This window comes from Natrinema saccharevitans (genome assembly GCF_001953745.1).
GTDB classification, from domain to species: Archaea; Halobacteriota; Halobacteria; order Halobacteriales; family Natrialbaceae; genus Natrinema; species Natrinema saccharevitans.
Window position 1 is genome coordinate 1,301,340 of sequence record NZ_LWLN01000001.1, and the last position, 13,448, is coordinate 1,314,787.

Below are 13,448 nucleotides of genomic sequence, written 5' to 3' on the forward strand. Positions count from 1 at the left end.
GGGCTCAGACCGGCGGTGCCGGCGGCTCGTCACCGACCGTCGTCCGATCCCCGTCGGCGGCGCGGTCGGATCCCGCGGCGTTCAGATCGATGAGCGTGGTGACGATCTCCGATTTCCGGTGTTCCACCTCGAGGTGGACCCGAAGCCCGTTGCGGTCGTCGTACGGCTCGGCACAGAGCGGGCAGTTGTGGCCTGTCATTCGGCCGATCACCAGGAGACAGTCTCACCGTTCATCGACGTAATAGTGTCGGTCAGTCTATGAATTGAGATGTTCGCGGCGAATACAACTCGGCACCGACGAACGGAGCGGCCACGAACGGTCACATGAAGTCGCTCAGTCCCGACTGATCGTCGTCGGGCTCGTCGACCGCCGCGTCGTCGCTTCTCTCCTCGCCGGACTGTTCGCCGCCGTCCTCGGCACCGGACACCGCGAGCGTCTGCTGGCTCTCGCCGTCGGCGTCGGTACCGGTCGGCGTTTCCGCGGCGTCCCCGCTCGAGCGCTCGGCCTCGAAGAAGGCGTCGCCGGAGTGTTCGACGGCCAGTTCGGCCGTGCGTTCCGCGGCGTCTTCGACGATCGACTGGACCTTGTTGGTATCCTTCCCGCTGCCGGTGATGAAGGAGACCTCCGCCTCGTCGAGGTCGTAGGCGGCGGCCATCCGGACGGTCAGGTCGCGGTTCGTGCAGTGGTGGGTCATCGCCGAGAGGAACGGGAGGATCTCCCGACGGACGGTGGCGACGCTGGCTCCCTCGCGCTCGGCGATGCGCTCGGCGATCGAATCGCGGGTGTTTCGCGTTCCTTTGGTTCGGCCGAGTTTCGACCAGTAGCTGGGCGGCCCGTAGCGGGTCCAGCCGCCCTTGTCGCCGCGTCTCGAGGCGGCGACGCCGGCGGTCATGTTGTCGGTCGCGTACCGCCAGTAGGAGTAGTCCTGAGTCGCGCGGACCCGCCCCAGCCAGCGGTCGGCGTTCGAGAGGAACTCGTAGGCGTCGGCCAGTTCCGCGCCCGCGTAGTCCTTCGGGACGTTGTCCTCGATCCAGTTGAGCAGGTCGTCGGGCGTCTCGTCGACGTCGTAGGACGCCCGCAGCGCGCTCTCGGCGTCTTTCTCCTTGATGAGTTCGTCGAGGAAGTCGAAGATCCCCTCGGTGGTGTCGCGCTCGCTCGTCACCACGTCCTCGACGGTCAGGCGCTCGGTCTCCTCCGCGACCGCCTGCAGGTCGTTGACCGCTGACCGGAGGTCGCCGCTGGTCGACTCGGCGATCTTCTCGAGGGCCTCCTCCTCGAACTCGATGCCCTCCCGCCGGCAGACGTCCCGTAGGACGGGGACGATCGACCGCTTCGAGACGTCGCGGAACTCGATGGTCTCGCAGGCGTTTCGCAGCGACTGGCTCATGTCGTAGAACTCGTTCGCGACGAGGACGATCGGCTGGCTGGCGTCCTTGACGACGCGGGTGACCTCCCGCGAGCCGCCGTAGTCGGCGTTGCCGTGGAAGTTGTCGGCCTCGTCCAGGATGACCAGTCGCCGGCCCGACTCGCCGGCGGTGAGGGTGCCGCTCTTGGCCGCCTCCCCCGCGATCTTCTCGATGACGTCGGCCCCCCGGCTGTCGCTGGCGTTGAGTTCCATCACCGGCCAGCCCATGTCGTTGGCCAGCGCGTGGGCGGCGGAGGTCTTCCCCACGCCGGGACTGCCGTGGACGATCACCGACTCGCGGTGGTCGTCCCACGTCTCGGCCCACTCCTCGAGTTTGTCGCGGGCCTTGTTGTTGCCGCGTACCTCCGACAGCGTCGTCGGGCGGTACTTCTCCGTCCAGTCGGTCATTGCATCGTGGTAGGGATGAGCCGCGTTTAGTGGTTGCGGAGCCTCACTCCTCGTGCTCGTCGACCGTCTTCAGGTCCAGACGGGATGTGACATCCTCGTACGTCTCGTCGCTTGAGACGATGGTCTCTCCATTCGATTCAACGAGGTGAAGTGCGTCGAACGGTGTGAACCCGTGGTCTTCCACATATGTCGCCGCCGTAACGACCGTCTCCACATCACCACGTACCTCAACGAGGTTGGCGGCGTTCGAAACGACGCGTTCGGTATCACGTTCCTCGCGGTAGGCGACCATCAGGAGTTCGATGAGCGTAAACTGCGATGTCCATAACACGTCGCGGTGCTCTCGGTATACCGACTCGGCAGCGTCGCCGAGCCAGTCATCGTTCTTAATCAGCGCGAGAAGGAAATCGGTTTCCGCATACATCTATCGTCCGGCCTCATCGAGCGCTGCTTCACGTGCTTCTTTACGAAGTTCGCCGGCCGACTTCTCGACGTCCGCGAATTCGTCCCTGAGTGCCTCGAGCGGGTCGTCGGCGACAGGAATCAATTTGAGCCCATCAGGAAGCTGCACGACGTGATATCGGTCCCCGTATCGCTCTCGGACCTCCTTTGGGAGCGTGAGGCGACCACGGTCGTCCAGCGCTACGTCTGACATACCTTGATGTTCGGTGGGCGAAAATAAAAAAATTCCCCTAATTTATCGGGATACCCATCAGTGGGTGCAGCTACCGAGCTCGTCCACTCGTTCGCAAATAGCGATTACCACACTCGGTACATCGAATCGACATCATATTCTATTGATTTTTCCGTCCAGTCGGTCATTGCCCCGTGGTCAGGGTGAGTCGCGTTTAGTGGTTGCGGAGCGGTACTCGTCGCCGATCGGTTGCGGGCGGTCGTGATACGAGCCTCCCACGCAGTCGGTTCAGTTCTCGGCGTCGAGAGCCGCCGCTCGAGCCGCTGACCGGAGTTCGACGGCGGTCTTCTCGACGTCGGAAAACCCGTCTCTGAGCGCCTCGAGCGGGTCGTCGGCGACCGGAATCAGCTTGATCCCGTCGGGAAGCTGCACGAGGTGATACCGGTCTCCGTATCGTTCCCGGACCTCCGACGGGAGCGTGAGAGGGCCGCGGTCGTCCACCGTCATCTCGGACGTGCGTCTCCGGACGGCCCTTCGAACACGAATTTGCCACCTAATCGGGGCCGATCGCCTCGAGACACTCGCTCGCCCGTGGATGCTCGTGGGTCGGCGCGCCCATCCGGTAGTCCTCCCGTCGGGTCGTCAGCGACGCGATGACGGTTCCGTCGCTCCCGTAGTCCGAGACCGTGACGACGACGCGATCCGATTCGACGGTCACGCCCGGGCCCTCGCCGATTTCGAAGACGACCGTCCCCGAAAACGGCGCGTCGACGTCGTCGCCGACGGTGACGCCGTCCTCGAGGATCGTGTCGCCGTACAGCCCGTCGTCGTAAAACCCGGCGTTCGCGTAGGCGACATCGCCGTCCTCGAATTTGCCAGTCACCGTGGCTCGGGAGCAGGAGTGAAACGTAATCGTTCGTCCGTCCCGTTCGATCGTCGCCGGCTCGTCGTCGCTCTTTCGCCCGTCGACCGCCGGCGAGTCGGGTTCCGAGCTCGAGCCCTCGGTGGAGTGAGGGCCGTCGTCCGCGTCGTGGCTCATGTCGGGACACCTCGACTGACGGAGGCGGCGCGCGTCGGGCGGGTCATACGGGAGCCACCACGTCGGGCGTAATAAGAAGTGACGTCAGTCGGGTTCGATGACGGTCCGGCTATCAGACGCGAGCGATCGGGGCGGGGCCGCCGGTGGCCGATCAGTCCTGCGATTCCTCGGCCGGCGCGGCCGCCTCGAGGATCACCCGCGAGATCCGCGTTCCGTCCACTTCCTCGACGATGGCCTCGTAGCCGTCAGCCGCGACCGAGTCGCCGACCTCCGGCGCGCGGCCGAGGCGGCTCAGGACCAGGCCGCCGACGGTGTCGAACGCCTCGCCCTCGAGAGCAGTGTCCAGCGTCTCGTTGACCGTCTCGAGCGTGACGCCGCCGTCGACGGCGTAACGGCCGTCGGGGAGTTCGTCGATCGACGCCTCCGCGTCGGGGGCGTCGAACTCGTCGCGGATGTCGCCGATGACTTCCTCGATGACGTCCTCGATCGTCAGGATCCCCTCGAAGGCACCCCACTCGTCGATGACGACGGCCAACTGGGCGTCCTGCCGGCGAAACTCCGCGAGGATGCCGTCGATTCGGCGCGTTTCGGGGACGATGATCGCGTCCCGCACGAGGTCGCGCGCGGTCGGTTCGTCCGCTGGGGCGTCCTCCCCGTCGGCGGCTTCGATGGCCTGGAGGACGTCTTTGGCGTGGACGAATCCGATGACCGGGTCGTCGGCGTCTTCGTCGACGACGGGGTAGCGGGTGTAGTTGCCGTCCGCGGCGACTCCGCGGAGTTCCGAGAGGGGCATGTCGGCGGAGACGGTGGCGACGTCCGGACGGGGGATCATCACCTCGCGAGCGACGGTGTCGCCGAGGTCGAACACCGCCTCGATCATCTCGACCTCGTCGGTGTCGACGACGCCCTGCTCGCCCGACTTGGCGACGATCCGCAGGATCTCTTCCTCGCTGTGGCTTTCATCGCGCTCCGAGGCCGGCGCGACGCCGAGCAGGCGCGTGAAGAAGTTCGCCGTCCCGTTGAACACGATGATCCCCGGAATGAAGACGTAGTAGAAGAACTTCATCGGCGCGGCGACGAGCAGGGCGATGCGCTCGGCGTCGGCGATGGCCAGCGTCTTCGGCGCGAGTTCCCCGAAGACGACGTGCAGGAAGGTGATAACGCTGAACCCGATCGCGATCGAGACGAGATGCAACGTTCCGGCCGGCAGGACCGGTCCCAGCACGGGCTCGAGCAGCGAGGCGATCGCGGGTTCGCCGACCCACCCGAGTCCCAGCGAGGCGATCGTGATGCCCAGCTGGGTCGTCGCGAGGTAGTCGTCGAGGTTCTCCTCGGCCTCCTGCAGGAGTTTCGCCGACCGGCGTCCCTCGTCGACGAGGGTTTGGATCTGGGTCGGTCGGATCCGGACGTAGGCGAACTCGGCCGCGACGAAGAAGCCGTTCAGGAAGACCAGAAAGAGAGCGAAGAGGAGCCGCCCGACCGAGAAGGCGAGGTCTACCATCGGTTCCACCCGGGCGATCCCGAGCGGCCCAGTGCCGTCGTCGTCGAACTGCCGCTGAATACCACCATACGGGCACTTGGCACAGGACTATCAAAACCGTGGCGCTACGGGCGAGACGGGCCCGCTGCTCGAGACCGCTCGGCCGCTGCCGGGCCGGATCGACCGTCGGTCGCGTCCCGGAGCGGCTAACTGCTCGGAGTCCCAACGCCGCCCATGAACGTCGCGATCGTCACCGTCGGTGACGAGATCCTCGCGGGGTCGACGACCAACACCAACGCGTCGTGGCTGGCCGAGCGGATCACAGAACGGGGCAGCAGCGTCGAGCGCATCCTGACGATCCCCGACGACCGCGATCTGATCGCCGACTCCGTCGCTCGCTGGAGCGAGGCGTTCGACGCCGTGATCGTCACCGGCGGCATCGGCGGCACACCAGACGACGTGACCGTCGAGGCCGTCGCCGACGGCCTGAATCGGGCGTTCGTCGTCCACGGCGAGATCCGCGAGCGACTGGTCGAGAAGGCCGCCGCGTTCCGGGACGAGAACCCCGACCTGGTCGACGAGTACGACCTCCAGCTCGATATCGATGCCGCGGCTTCGATCCCCGAGGGCGCGACGCCGATCGTCGTCGACGAGGGGTGGGCCCCCGGCTGTATCGTCGAGAACGTCTACGTCTTCGCGGGCATCCCCGACGAGATGCAGGCCATGTTCGAGGCCGTTGCCGACGAGTTCCAGGGCGACGCCGTCGCCCGGACGATCTATACTCCGGCTCCCGAGGGGTCGCTCCACGACGCCCTCGAGGGCGTCGCCGAGCGGTTCGACGTCGCGGTCGGCAGCTACCCCCGCAGCGAGCATCGACCGGGTCGACTTCGCGTCTCGAGTACCGATCCCGAGACGGTCGACGCGGCCGTCGAGTGGCTGTGCGAGCGCGTCGAGACGACGGAGCCGCCGTCCGAACACGAGTGACGGGCCGTCGGGAGCGCCCTCGACGCCCGGTCAGTTCGCCCGCCGGTCCTCGAGGATTCGGACGGCGACCGCGGTGAGGCCCGCGACGGTGAGGACGAACCGCTCGCCGGTCGCCGCGATGGGAAAGACCCGTTCGATCCCCGTTTCGGGCTCGTCTCGCGTCGGATCGACGCCGGTCCGGTAGTGGGTGTCCTCGGTCGTGCCCCGCGCCGTGGTCTCGGCGACGCCGCTTCCCTCGAGTTCGACGAACGTCTGGACGAGGCCGCGCCGATCCGTGACGAGCAGTTCGCCCGAGAGGTCGTAGAACCGGTCGTGGACCGGCCAGAGGAGGTTGACGCCGTTGAAGAAAGCGTCGAGCAGGACGTGTGCGAACAGCAACGCGGCCAGCGTCGCCCACGCGAGGCGGTGGCCGTACGCGCCCCACCGCCTCCGGACGAGCGACTCCTCGCGGTGTCGGGCGTCCCACAGCAGGGCAGCGGCGGGGAGAAGAACGATCCAGAGGTTGTGCAACGCCGCGCGGTGGGTCCCCGGCACGACGATGCCGATCAGCGTATCGAGATCGAGCAGGGCGCTCGCGCCCATCACGAGCAGGATGGCCCGCGTGTCGAACTCGTCGCCCAGCAGGGCGGTCCCGACCAGTCCCGCGAACGCGACGTGGACGACCGTCGATGGCATATCTCGGCGACTCGAACCGCGGGGGCTTGATTGTTTGGCCGGTGTCGCGGACTCGACCCTCGGCGGCGAACGCGTCCCTACCCCGTTCGGCGGTGGCGGACGTACTGCCCGAGAAAGACGAGCGCGAGGACGGCGCTTCCGACCTCGAGCGGCTCCGGGTGGAACGTCAGGACGGCGCTTGCGACCAACAGGGACCCGGCGACGACGGCGTACCCGACGGCCGGATCGCCGCCGTCGCTGGGCTCGACCGGGTCGGTCTTGACGACGAGTTCGCCGCGCTCGAGTTGGCCGAAGACGGAATCGAACCGCGCCGGGGCCCGAGCCAGGACGGGGGCCGACTCGCGGAGGTCGGTCCGGACGTCTGCCAGCAGCGCGTCGATCTCGCTCTCGATGAACCCGTGGTCGACGAGGAACGAGCGCGTGACCGCGATGAAGTCGAACTCGGGATCGAGGCTGCGGCAGACGCCCTCGCCGACCGTCCCGACCCGGACGAGCAACATGACGTTCGGCGGGATCCGGAACGGGAACTCCTGGAGCGTCGAGAACAGTTCGGTAATGATCCGCCGCCAGGTGATCTCCGACCGGCCCTCGAGGTTTTCGATCACCAGTTCGAGGACCTGCCTGACCGCGCTCCGGTCGACCGACTGATCCAGCACCTCGAGCGCGATCAGCGTGTTCAGCAGGCCATCGATGTCGCGGCGGACGAGGTGCCGGTAGAGGTTCGTGATGTCTTCCTGTTCCGCCTCGGAGAGTCGCCGACTCATGCCATAATCGTAGATGACGAGTCGGCCATCCGCCGTCACCGCGAGATTGCCGGGGTGTGGATCGGCGTGGAACACGCCGTCGACCAGCCCCATTTTCAGATACGTTCGGGCGATCAGCGTGGCCATCTCGGTCGGCCCGCGTCCGGCCGCCGCGAGCGCGTCATCGTCGGTGATCTTCGTCCCCTCGATGTACTCCATCGCGACGACCCGTTCGGAACAGAGGTCGTCGTAGGTCGCCGGAATGCGGACCCGATCGTCGTCGGCGAAGTTGTCCGCGATCGTCCGCATGATCTCGGCCTCGCGAGCGAAATCCAGTTCCTCGAGGACGATCGCCTCGAAGTCGTCGGCGACGTTCTCGATCGAGTAGCGCTGGTCCTCGTCGGCGACGGCCCGCAGCAGCGGGACGAGCCCCCTGACGACGCGGAGGTCCCGCTCGATCATCGGCTCGAGGCCGGGCCGGCGGACCTTCAGCGCGATCCGTTCGCCCTCGTAGTCGACGGTGTAGACGAACGCCAGCGACCCCCCGGCGACCGGCTCGAGCGTCTCGAGATCGAGGTCGTCGCCGAGTTCCGCCTCGACGACGGTCAGCGGATCGCCGCCGGCGTCTTCGGGGATCTCGTCTTGCAGCGACGCGAACGCCTCGACGTAGATCGGCGGCACGAGGTCGGGCCGAGTCGACAGCACCTGACCGATCTTGATAAACGCCGGTCCGAGGTCGACCATCGTCTCGGTCAGCCGACGAGCACGCTCCCGGTGAGTGGCCTCGGCGACCCGTCTGGGCGGCCCGAACACGAGGAACCGCCGTCGGTCCCGGAGGAAGGCGATCGCGATCGGGAGGAACCGTACGAGGACCTGCAGGTATCGGAGATAGTACCCCCTCATTCGCACGTCGGCGGGGCGTCAATCGGTCGACAGCTCATACCCCGTCTTCGAACACCGGCCACAAATACGTCCGTGGTCGCTCCCGGTATCGTGCGGTCGGTCGATCGACCCCGGTCTCGAGGCGACGAGCGGCCGGCCGCGGTCGTCTCCGGTAGCTACTTGGACCGACCGGGCGACCGTCGGGTATGAGCGGACGCGGACCCAAACGGGAACTCGCGGAGAAGATCGCCGGCGAGATCACGCTGAGCGACGACCCCGGCGCGACCCTGCGCAAGTGGCGCACCGATTTCGATGTCTCTCAGACCGATCTGGCGACCGAACTCGAGGTCTCCTCGTCGGTCATCTCCGACTACGAGAGCGGTCGCCGGGAGAGCCCCGGCATCGGCGTCGTCGGCCGACTCGTCGAGGGACTGCTCGCGATCGACGAGCGCCGCGGCGGCGAGCGCATCCGCCAGTACGGCCGGGTCCTCTCGGCGGGCTTCGAGAGCGACGTCGTCTACGACCTCCGGGAGTACGCCACCTCGATCCCCCTCGAGCGACTGCACGACGACCTCGAGGCGACCGAGGTCGCCTCGAGCGGCACCGACCGGGTCAGCGGTCACACCGTCATCGACAGCATCGAGGCGATCACGCGGCTCTCGAGCGAGGAGTTCTTTCGGCTCTACGGTCAGAGTACGAACCGCGTCCTCGTCTTTACGAACGTCACGCAGGGTGAGGGCGTCGGGATCGCCCTGCGGGTGGTCAACCCGACGCCGAACGCCGTCATCCTCCACGGCCTCGCGGAGGACGACCTCTGGGATCACGCGGAGGAACTCGCGCGCATCGACGGCTACTCGCTGGCCGTGACGAACGCGGATCTGGACGACGTCCTCGACAGTCTGGTTTCGATCGAATAGCGGCGCTCGAGACGTCTCGTGTCGTTTCGTGGGCGCTCCCACCGTCGATCGCGCTCCGATCACCACACAACCCTTTCTCATTTGTTGGGTTCTGTCGTGTATTTCCGAGCTTTCAGGATTTTTCAATCGGTGGGGATTCGAATACGCCCCACATACGTTCGCCTTCCGTGACGTTTATGCTGTCTCCGCCCCGTCCCTCTCGTAAGCGAGTATCCGGTTTCTGGATACCGACGCACGTGTCTCTCGATGCCCGTTGCCCGGGTGAGTATCCCGAAACGATGGGTTCGGACTCGATGCCGGGCCCGTTCGAGGGGCCAAACGCCCACATCACCGCAACTCAGTAACCAATGACGAAAGACCTCGAGCGAGACCTCGGACTGGCCTCGGTAATGGCTATCAGTATCGGCGCGATGATCGGAAGCGGGATCTTCATCCTGCCTGCGTTGGCGATCGAAATCGCCGGTCCGGGCGTCGTGATCGCGTACCTGCTCGCGGGGCTGTTGGTCGTCCCCGCGGCGCTGAGCAAGTCCGAGATGGCGACGGCGATGCCAGAGGCCGGCGGGACCTACATTTATATCGAGCGGGGGATGGGGCCGTTGCTCGGCACCGTCGCCGGCGTCGGCACGTGGTTCTCGCTGGCGTTCAAGGGTGCGCTGGCGCTGGTCGGCGGCGTCCCCTATCTCGTTCTCCTGCTCGATCTGCCGGTCAAACCCGTCGCGCTGACGCTGGCGGTCGTGCTCATCGCGGTCAACGTCTTCGGGGCGAAACAGACCGGCCAACTCCAGGTCGCGATCGTCGTCGTCATGCTCGCCGCGCTGGCCTGGTTCGTCGGCGGCGGTGCGACGACGGTCGATCCCGGACAGTTCGACGGCTCCCTCGACGACGGGCTCGGCGGCCTGCTGGCCGCGACCGGGCTCGTCTTCGTCTCCTACGCCGGCGTCACCAAGGTCGCCAGCGTCGCCGAGGAGATCGAGGATCCCGGACGGAACATCCCGCTCGGCATCCTCGGCTCGCTGACGTTCACGACGATCCTCTACGTCCTCATCGTCGCGGTGATGATCGGCGTCTCCCCGCTCGAGGAACTGGCGGACTCGGCGACGCCGATGGCGGTCGCCGCCGAGGAGGCGCTGGCGTCTCCGGGCGTCATCGCCGTCGTCCTCGCGGCGATCCTCGCGCTGGTCAGCACCGCCAACGCCGGGATCCTCTCCTCGTCGCGCTACCCGTTCGCGATGAGCCGCGACGACCTCGCGCCGCCCCGGTTCGCGACGGTCAGCGATCGGTTCGGAACGCCCATCACCGCGATCACGCTGACCGGCGGCGTCATGCTCGCCCTGATCGCGTTCGTCCCCATCCTCGAGATCGCCAAGCTCGCGAGCGCGTTCCAGATCCTCGTGTTCGTCCTCATCAACGTCGCCGTGATCGCCTTTCGCTACGCCGACCCCGAGGAGTACGAGCCGACGTTCGAGTCGCCGCTGTATCCGGCCGTCCAGCTGTTCGGCGTCGCGAGCGGACTCGTCCTCCTCACGCAGATGGGGACCGTCGCCCTCGTTGGCGCGGCCGTCATCACCGCGGGGAGCATCGCCTGGTACGCGCTCTACGCGCGGCCCCGGATCGACCGCGCCGGGATCGCCGTCAACACGGTCCGGCGGAGTACCGGCCGCTCGGCCGTCGACCGGACCGAGGACGTCCTCGAGTCGGGGTCGGACGACGTCTTCGTGGCCCTCACCGAGGGGACCGGGCAGGCACGCGAGCGGCAACTGATCCGCATCGCCGCCGACGTCGCCCGCGAGCGCGGCGGCGGCGTCACGGTCGTTCAGTTCGACGAGGTGCCGGATCAGGTGTCGCTGGACTACGCCTCGGAGACGCAGTCGCCGGCCGACCTCCAGTTCGAGGAACAGACGGACCAGCTCTCGGCGGAGTTCGACGTGCCGATCACCTACGGCGAGATCGTCAGCCACGACACGAAACACGCGATCGTCAACTTCGCGGCCCACGAGGGGGACGACGTCCTCCTCATGGAGCGCCAGCCCGGCGGGCTCCGCCACCAGCTGATCGGGAGCCCGGTCGAGTGGATCCTCGAACACGCGCCGTGTGACGTCGTCCTCGTCGAGGACCGCGACTTCGACGCCGTCTCGGAGGTGACGGTCCTGACCGACCGGAGCCCGTTCGATCCCTCGAAGGTCAGGATCGCCGACGCGCTCGCGGGCGAGTTCGACGCGACGGTGCGGCTCGTCTACGCCGTCGAGTCGTCGGCCTCGGCCGATCTCAAGCGGACGGTCGAGGAGTATCAGGCGGAGTTGAGCGAGCTCTGTTCCGCGTCCGTGACGACCGAACTCGTCGAGACAGACGGCTCCGTCTCGGCACTGATCGATATCGCGCGGGACGCCGAATTCCTCGTCGTCGGCCGGTCGGGTGGGCGGCTGCGACCCGTCTTCGGAAACGACCTCGCGGACCGGCTCATCGACGCGACCGACTCGCCCGCCCTCGGCGTCCACGCACACGAGTCCCGCCGACCCGGATTGGTCGGCCGGATCGTCGAGCGGTTCGTCTTCTGAGAGATCACCGCCGTACCCGCGGCATCGTCCGTCTCAGGCGATCTGCTCTTCGTACTCGTCGGCGGTGAGAAGCGCCTCGAGGTCGTCGGGATCGGCCGGCTCGATCTCGAGCATCCAGCCGTCGCCGAAGGGGTCCTCGTTGACGAGTTCGGGCGCGTCGAAGAGGTCGTCGTTGACGGCGACGACATCGCCGCCGACGGGCGCGTAGAGGTCCGAGACGGCCTTGATCGATTCGACCACGCCGAACTCCGCCTCCCGTGCGAGATCGTCGCCCTCGTCGGGGAGTTCGACGAAGACTACGTCGCCGAGTTCGTCCTGTGCGAAGTCCGAGATACCGACCCGGACGACGCCGTCGGTCTCGAGTGCCCACTCGTGTGATTCAAGGTACCGTCTGTCGTCGGGAACGTCGAAGCTCATACTGTATCGATGAAGGGTGTGGTCTCAACTCTTGCTTTTTTCGACCGGCCGTGGACGACCACCTGCAGCGTCGTCCCCGGCTCGGCGTACTCGACCGGGACGTAGCCCAGTCCGATCGGCTGCTCCAGGGTCGGGCTCATCGTGCCGCTGGTGACGGTGCCGACGACCCGCCCCTCGGGGTTCGTGACGTCGTAGCCGTGTCGGGGGACGCCGCGATCGATCAACCGGAAGCCGACCAGTCGCTCCTCGACGCCCCGTTCGTGGATCTCCGCCAAGGCGTCCCGCCCGACGAACTCGGTCTCGAGCGCGACGGTGAAGCCGATGCCGGCTTCGTAGGGCGTTCGTGGGTCGTCGTCGGGATCGAAGTCCTGTCCGGCCAACAGCAGGCCGGCCTCGATGCGGAGCGTGTCGCGAGCGCCCAGTCCGCAGGGCTGGCAGTCGAGCGCGGTCCAGATCTCCTCGGCGGCCGTCCAGGGGACGATCAGTTCGAACCCGTCCTCGCCGGTGTAGCCCGTCCGGGCCGTCCAGCAGTCGACGCCGTCGATCGTCGCGTACCGTGCCTCGAAGCGCTCGAGATCGGCGACCGACTCCTCGGTCACGCCGTCGACTAACTCGACCGCATCGGGTCCCTGGACCGCGAACATGGCGTACTCGTCGGTCCGGTTGTCGACGGTCGCCTCGAGGTCCCACTCGTTGCGGTAGTCGATCCACCGCTGGTGGGTGGCCTCGTCGGTGCCGGCGTTGGGGACGAACAGGTAGGTCGGATCGCCGTCGGCGTCGTCCGACGCGTTCCCGTCACCGTCGGGGAGCCGGTAGACGACGGTGTCGTCGATGATGACTCCGTCCTCGTCGGTGATCGTCGCGTACTGGGAGTCGCCGACCGCGAGCCGCGAGACGTCGTTCGACGTCAGCCGTTGCATCAGCTCGGTCGCGTCCGGGCCGGTGACGTGCAGCTGGCCCATATGCGAGACGTCGAAGATCCCGACCGCGTCTCGGACGGCCGCGTGTTCGGTCCGGATCGAATCGAACTCGACCGGCATGTCCCAGCCGCCAAACTCCGTGAACTTCGCCCCGCGCTCGTCGTGTAACCCACGTAACGGCGGCGTCTGAAGCGGCATATCTACACAGTCATCCGCGGAGTAGTAATGTCTTTTCGTCGGCCGAACGCGCCGGCGATCGCCCGCGACCCGACGAAACGAGTGTGCAATCCCGCTCGACGTCGAAATCCATCCCGATACGACTGGGGTAACTCGTTTCGGTTACAACGATACGAGCCACTGTCTCCGGTTGCCGAAAACATATGTTCGA

14 protein-coding genes are annotated in these 13,448 nt (G+C 66.9%); 3 read left to right on the forward strand and 11 right to left on the reverse strand.

Going from position 1 to position 13,448, the window contains the following annotated elements; translation table 11 throughout:
* Positions 1-4 precede the first annotated feature (4 nt).
* The 7 genes from A6E15_RS06610 to A6E15_RS06640 form a co-directional block, all read right to left on the reverse strand.
* Positions 5-199 (reverse strand): hypothetical protein, encoded by a 195-nt coding sequence (locus A6E15_RS06610; RefSeq protein ID WP_076144896.1) that lies wholly within the window; start codon positions 197-199, stop codon positions 5-7.
* 121 nt (positions 200-320) lie between these two features.
* The gene (locus tag A6E15_RS06615) at positions 321-1,814 is read right to left on the reverse strand and encodes a replication factor C large subunit (protein ID WP_076144897.1); all 1,494 of its coding nucleotides are present in this window, start codon (positions 1,812-1,814) and stop codon (positions 321-323) included.
* A 43-nt stretch (positions 1,815-1,857) separates the two neighbouring features.
* Positions 1,858-2,238 carry a PIN domain-containing protein gene (locus A6E15_RS06620; RefSeq protein ID WP_076144899.1) on the reverse strand — a complete coding sequence of 127 codons (381 nt, stop codon included), beginning with the start codon at positions 2,236-2,238 and terminating at the stop codon, positions 1,858-1,860.
* Positions 2,239-2,469, reverse strand: a complete 231-nt coding sequence (locus A6E15_RS06625; protein ID WP_008012443.1) for an AbrB/MazE/SpoVT family DNA-binding domain-containing protein — start codon at positions 2,467-2,469, stop codon at positions 2,239-2,241.
* A gap of 267 nt (positions 2,470-2,736) precedes the next feature.
* Positions 2,737-2,955 (reverse strand): AbrB/MazE/SpoVT family DNA-binding domain-containing protein, encoded by a 219-nt coding sequence (locus tag A6E15_RS06630; RefSeq protein ID WP_076144901.1) that lies wholly within the window; start codon positions 2,953-2,955, stop codon positions 2,737-2,739.
* A gap of 46 nt (positions 2,956-3,001) precedes the next feature.
* Positions 3,002-3,487, reverse strand: coding sequence for a hypothetical protein (locus A6E15_RS06635; protein ID WP_076144902.1), 486 nt, complete (start codon positions 3,485-3,487; stop codon positions 3,002-3,004).
* A 151-nt stretch (positions 3,488-3,638) separates the two neighbouring features.
* On the reverse strand, positions 3,639-4,988 hold the full coding sequence (locus A6E15_RS06640) for a hemolysin family protein (RefSeq protein ID WP_076148226.1): 1,350 nt from the start codon (positions 4,986-4,988) through the stop codon (positions 3,639-3,641).
* Between the two features lie 213 nt (positions 4,989-5,201).
* Between A6E15_RS06640 and A6E15_RS06645 the strand changes: the two genes are divergently transcribed.
* Positions 5,202-5,951 (forward strand): competence/damage-inducible protein A, encoded by a 750-nt coding sequence (locus A6E15_RS06645; RefSeq protein WP_076144904.1) that lies wholly within the window; start codon positions 5,202-5,204, stop codon positions 5,949-5,951.
* A 30-nt stretch (positions 5,952-5,981) separates the two neighbouring features.
* On the opposite strand, the gene A6E15_RS06650 is transcribed toward A6E15_RS06645, so the two are convergent.
* Together A6E15_RS06650 and A6E15_RS06655 are read right to left on the reverse strand one after the other, a co-directional pair.
* Positions 5,982-6,626 (reverse strand): metal-dependent hydrolase, encoded by a 645-nt coding sequence (locus tag A6E15_RS06650; protein ID WP_076144905.1) that lies wholly within the window; start codon positions 6,624-6,626, stop codon positions 5,982-5,984.
* A 77-nt stretch (positions 6,627-6,703) separates the two neighbouring features.
* On the reverse strand, positions 6,704-8,272 hold the full coding sequence (locus tag A6E15_RS06655) for an ABC1 kinase family protein (RefSeq protein WP_076144907.1): 1,569 nt from the start codon (positions 8,270-8,272) through the stop codon (positions 6,704-6,706).
* A gap of 185 nt (positions 8,273-8,457) precedes the next feature.
* Between A6E15_RS06655 and A6E15_RS06660 the strand changes: the two genes are divergently transcribed.
* Entirely contained in the window at positions 8,458-9,168 is a 711-nt protein-coding gene (locus A6E15_RS06660) for a helix-turn-helix domain-containing protein (RefSeq protein ID WP_076144909.1), read from the forward strand.
* 347 nt (positions 9,169-9,515) lie between these two features.
* Entirely contained in the window at positions 9,516-11,723 is a 2,208-nt protein-coding gene (locus A6E15_RS06665; RefSeq protein ID WP_076144910.1) for a universal stress protein, read from the forward strand.
* Between the two features lie 33 nt (positions 11,724-11,756).
* On the opposite strand, the gene gcvH is transcribed toward A6E15_RS06665, so the two are convergent.
* Together gcvH and gcvT are read right to left on the reverse strand one after the other, a co-directional pair.
* Positions 11,757-12,140 carry a glycine cleavage system protein GcvH gene (gene gcvH, locus A6E15_RS06670; protein WP_076144912.1) on the reverse strand — a complete coding sequence of 128 codons (384 nt, stop codon included), beginning with the start codon at positions 12,138-12,140 and terminating at the stop codon, positions 11,757-11,759.
* The gene (gcvT, locus tag A6E15_RS06675; RefSeq protein ID WP_076144913.1) at positions 12,137-13,258 is read right to left on the reverse strand and encodes a glycine cleavage system aminomethyltransferase GcvT; all 1,122 of its coding nucleotides are present in this window, start codon (positions 13,256-13,258) and stop codon (positions 12,137-12,139) included. The genes gcvH and gcvT overlap by 4 nt, the downstream gene beginning before the upstream one ends.
* Positions 13,259-13,448 lie beyond the last annotated feature (190 nt).

What these genes read in the sequence shown, in the direction of transcription:
- A6E15_RS06630 (WP_076144901.1), bottom strand. Translation starts at nt 2,955, where the DNA reads ATGACGGTGGACGACCGCGGCCCTCTCACGCTCCCGTCGGAGGTCCGG.
- A6E15_RS06635 (WP_076144902.1), bottom strand. Translation starts at nt 3,487, where the DNA reads ATGAGCCACGACGCGGACGACGGCCCTCACTCCACCGAGGGCTCGAGC.
- gcvT (WP_076144913.1), bottom strand. Translation starts at nt 13,258, where the DNA reads ATGCCGCTTCAGACGCCGCCGTTACGTGGGTTACACGACGAGCGCGGG.
- A6E15_RS06625 (WP_008012443.1), bottom strand. Translation starts at nt 2,469, where the DNA reads ATGTCAGACGTAGCGCTGGACGACCGTGGTCGCCTCACGCTCCCAAAG.
- A6E15_RS06665 (WP_076144910.1), top strand. Translation starts at nt 9,516, where the DNA reads ATGACGAAAGACCTCGAGCGAGACCTCGGACTGGCCTCGGTAATGGCT.
- A6E15_RS06640 (WP_076148226.1), bottom strand. Translation starts at nt 4,988, where the DNA reads ATGGTAGACCTCGCCTTCTCGGTCGGGCGGCTCCTCTTCGCTCTCTTT.
- A6E15_RS06660 (WP_076144909.1), top strand. Translation starts at nt 8,458, where the DNA reads ATGAGCGGACGCGGACCCAAACGGGAACTCGCGGAGAAGATCGCCGGC.
- gcvH (WP_076144912.1), bottom strand. Translation starts at nt 12,140, where the DNA reads ATGAGCTTCGACGTTCCCGACGACAGACGGTACCTTGAATCACACGAG.
- A6E15_RS06610 (WP_076144896.1), bottom strand. Translation starts at nt 199, where the DNA reads ATGACAGGCCACAACTGCCCGCTCTGTGCCGAGCCGTACGACGACCGC.
- A6E15_RS06620 (WP_076144899.1), bottom strand. Translation starts at nt 2,238, where the DNA reads ATGTATGCGGAAACCGATTTCCTTCTCGCGCTGATTAAGAACGATGAC.
- A6E15_RS06655 (WP_076144907.1), bottom strand. Translation starts at nt 8,272, where the DNA reads ATGAGGGGGTACTATCTCCGATACCTGCAGGTCCTCGTACGGTTCCTC.
- A6E15_RS06650 (WP_076144905.1), bottom strand. Translation starts at nt 6,626, where the DNA reads ATGCCATCGACGGTCGTCCACGTCGCGTTCGCGGGACTGGTCGGGACC.
- A6E15_RS06615 (WP_076144897.1), bottom strand. Translation starts at nt 1,814, where the DNA reads ATGACCGACTGGACGGAGAAGTACCGCCCGACGACGCTGTCGGAGGTA.
- A6E15_RS06645 (WP_076144904.1), top strand. Translation starts at nt 5,202, where the DNA reads ATGAACGTCGCGATCGTCACCGTCGGTGACGAGATCCTCGCGGGGTCG.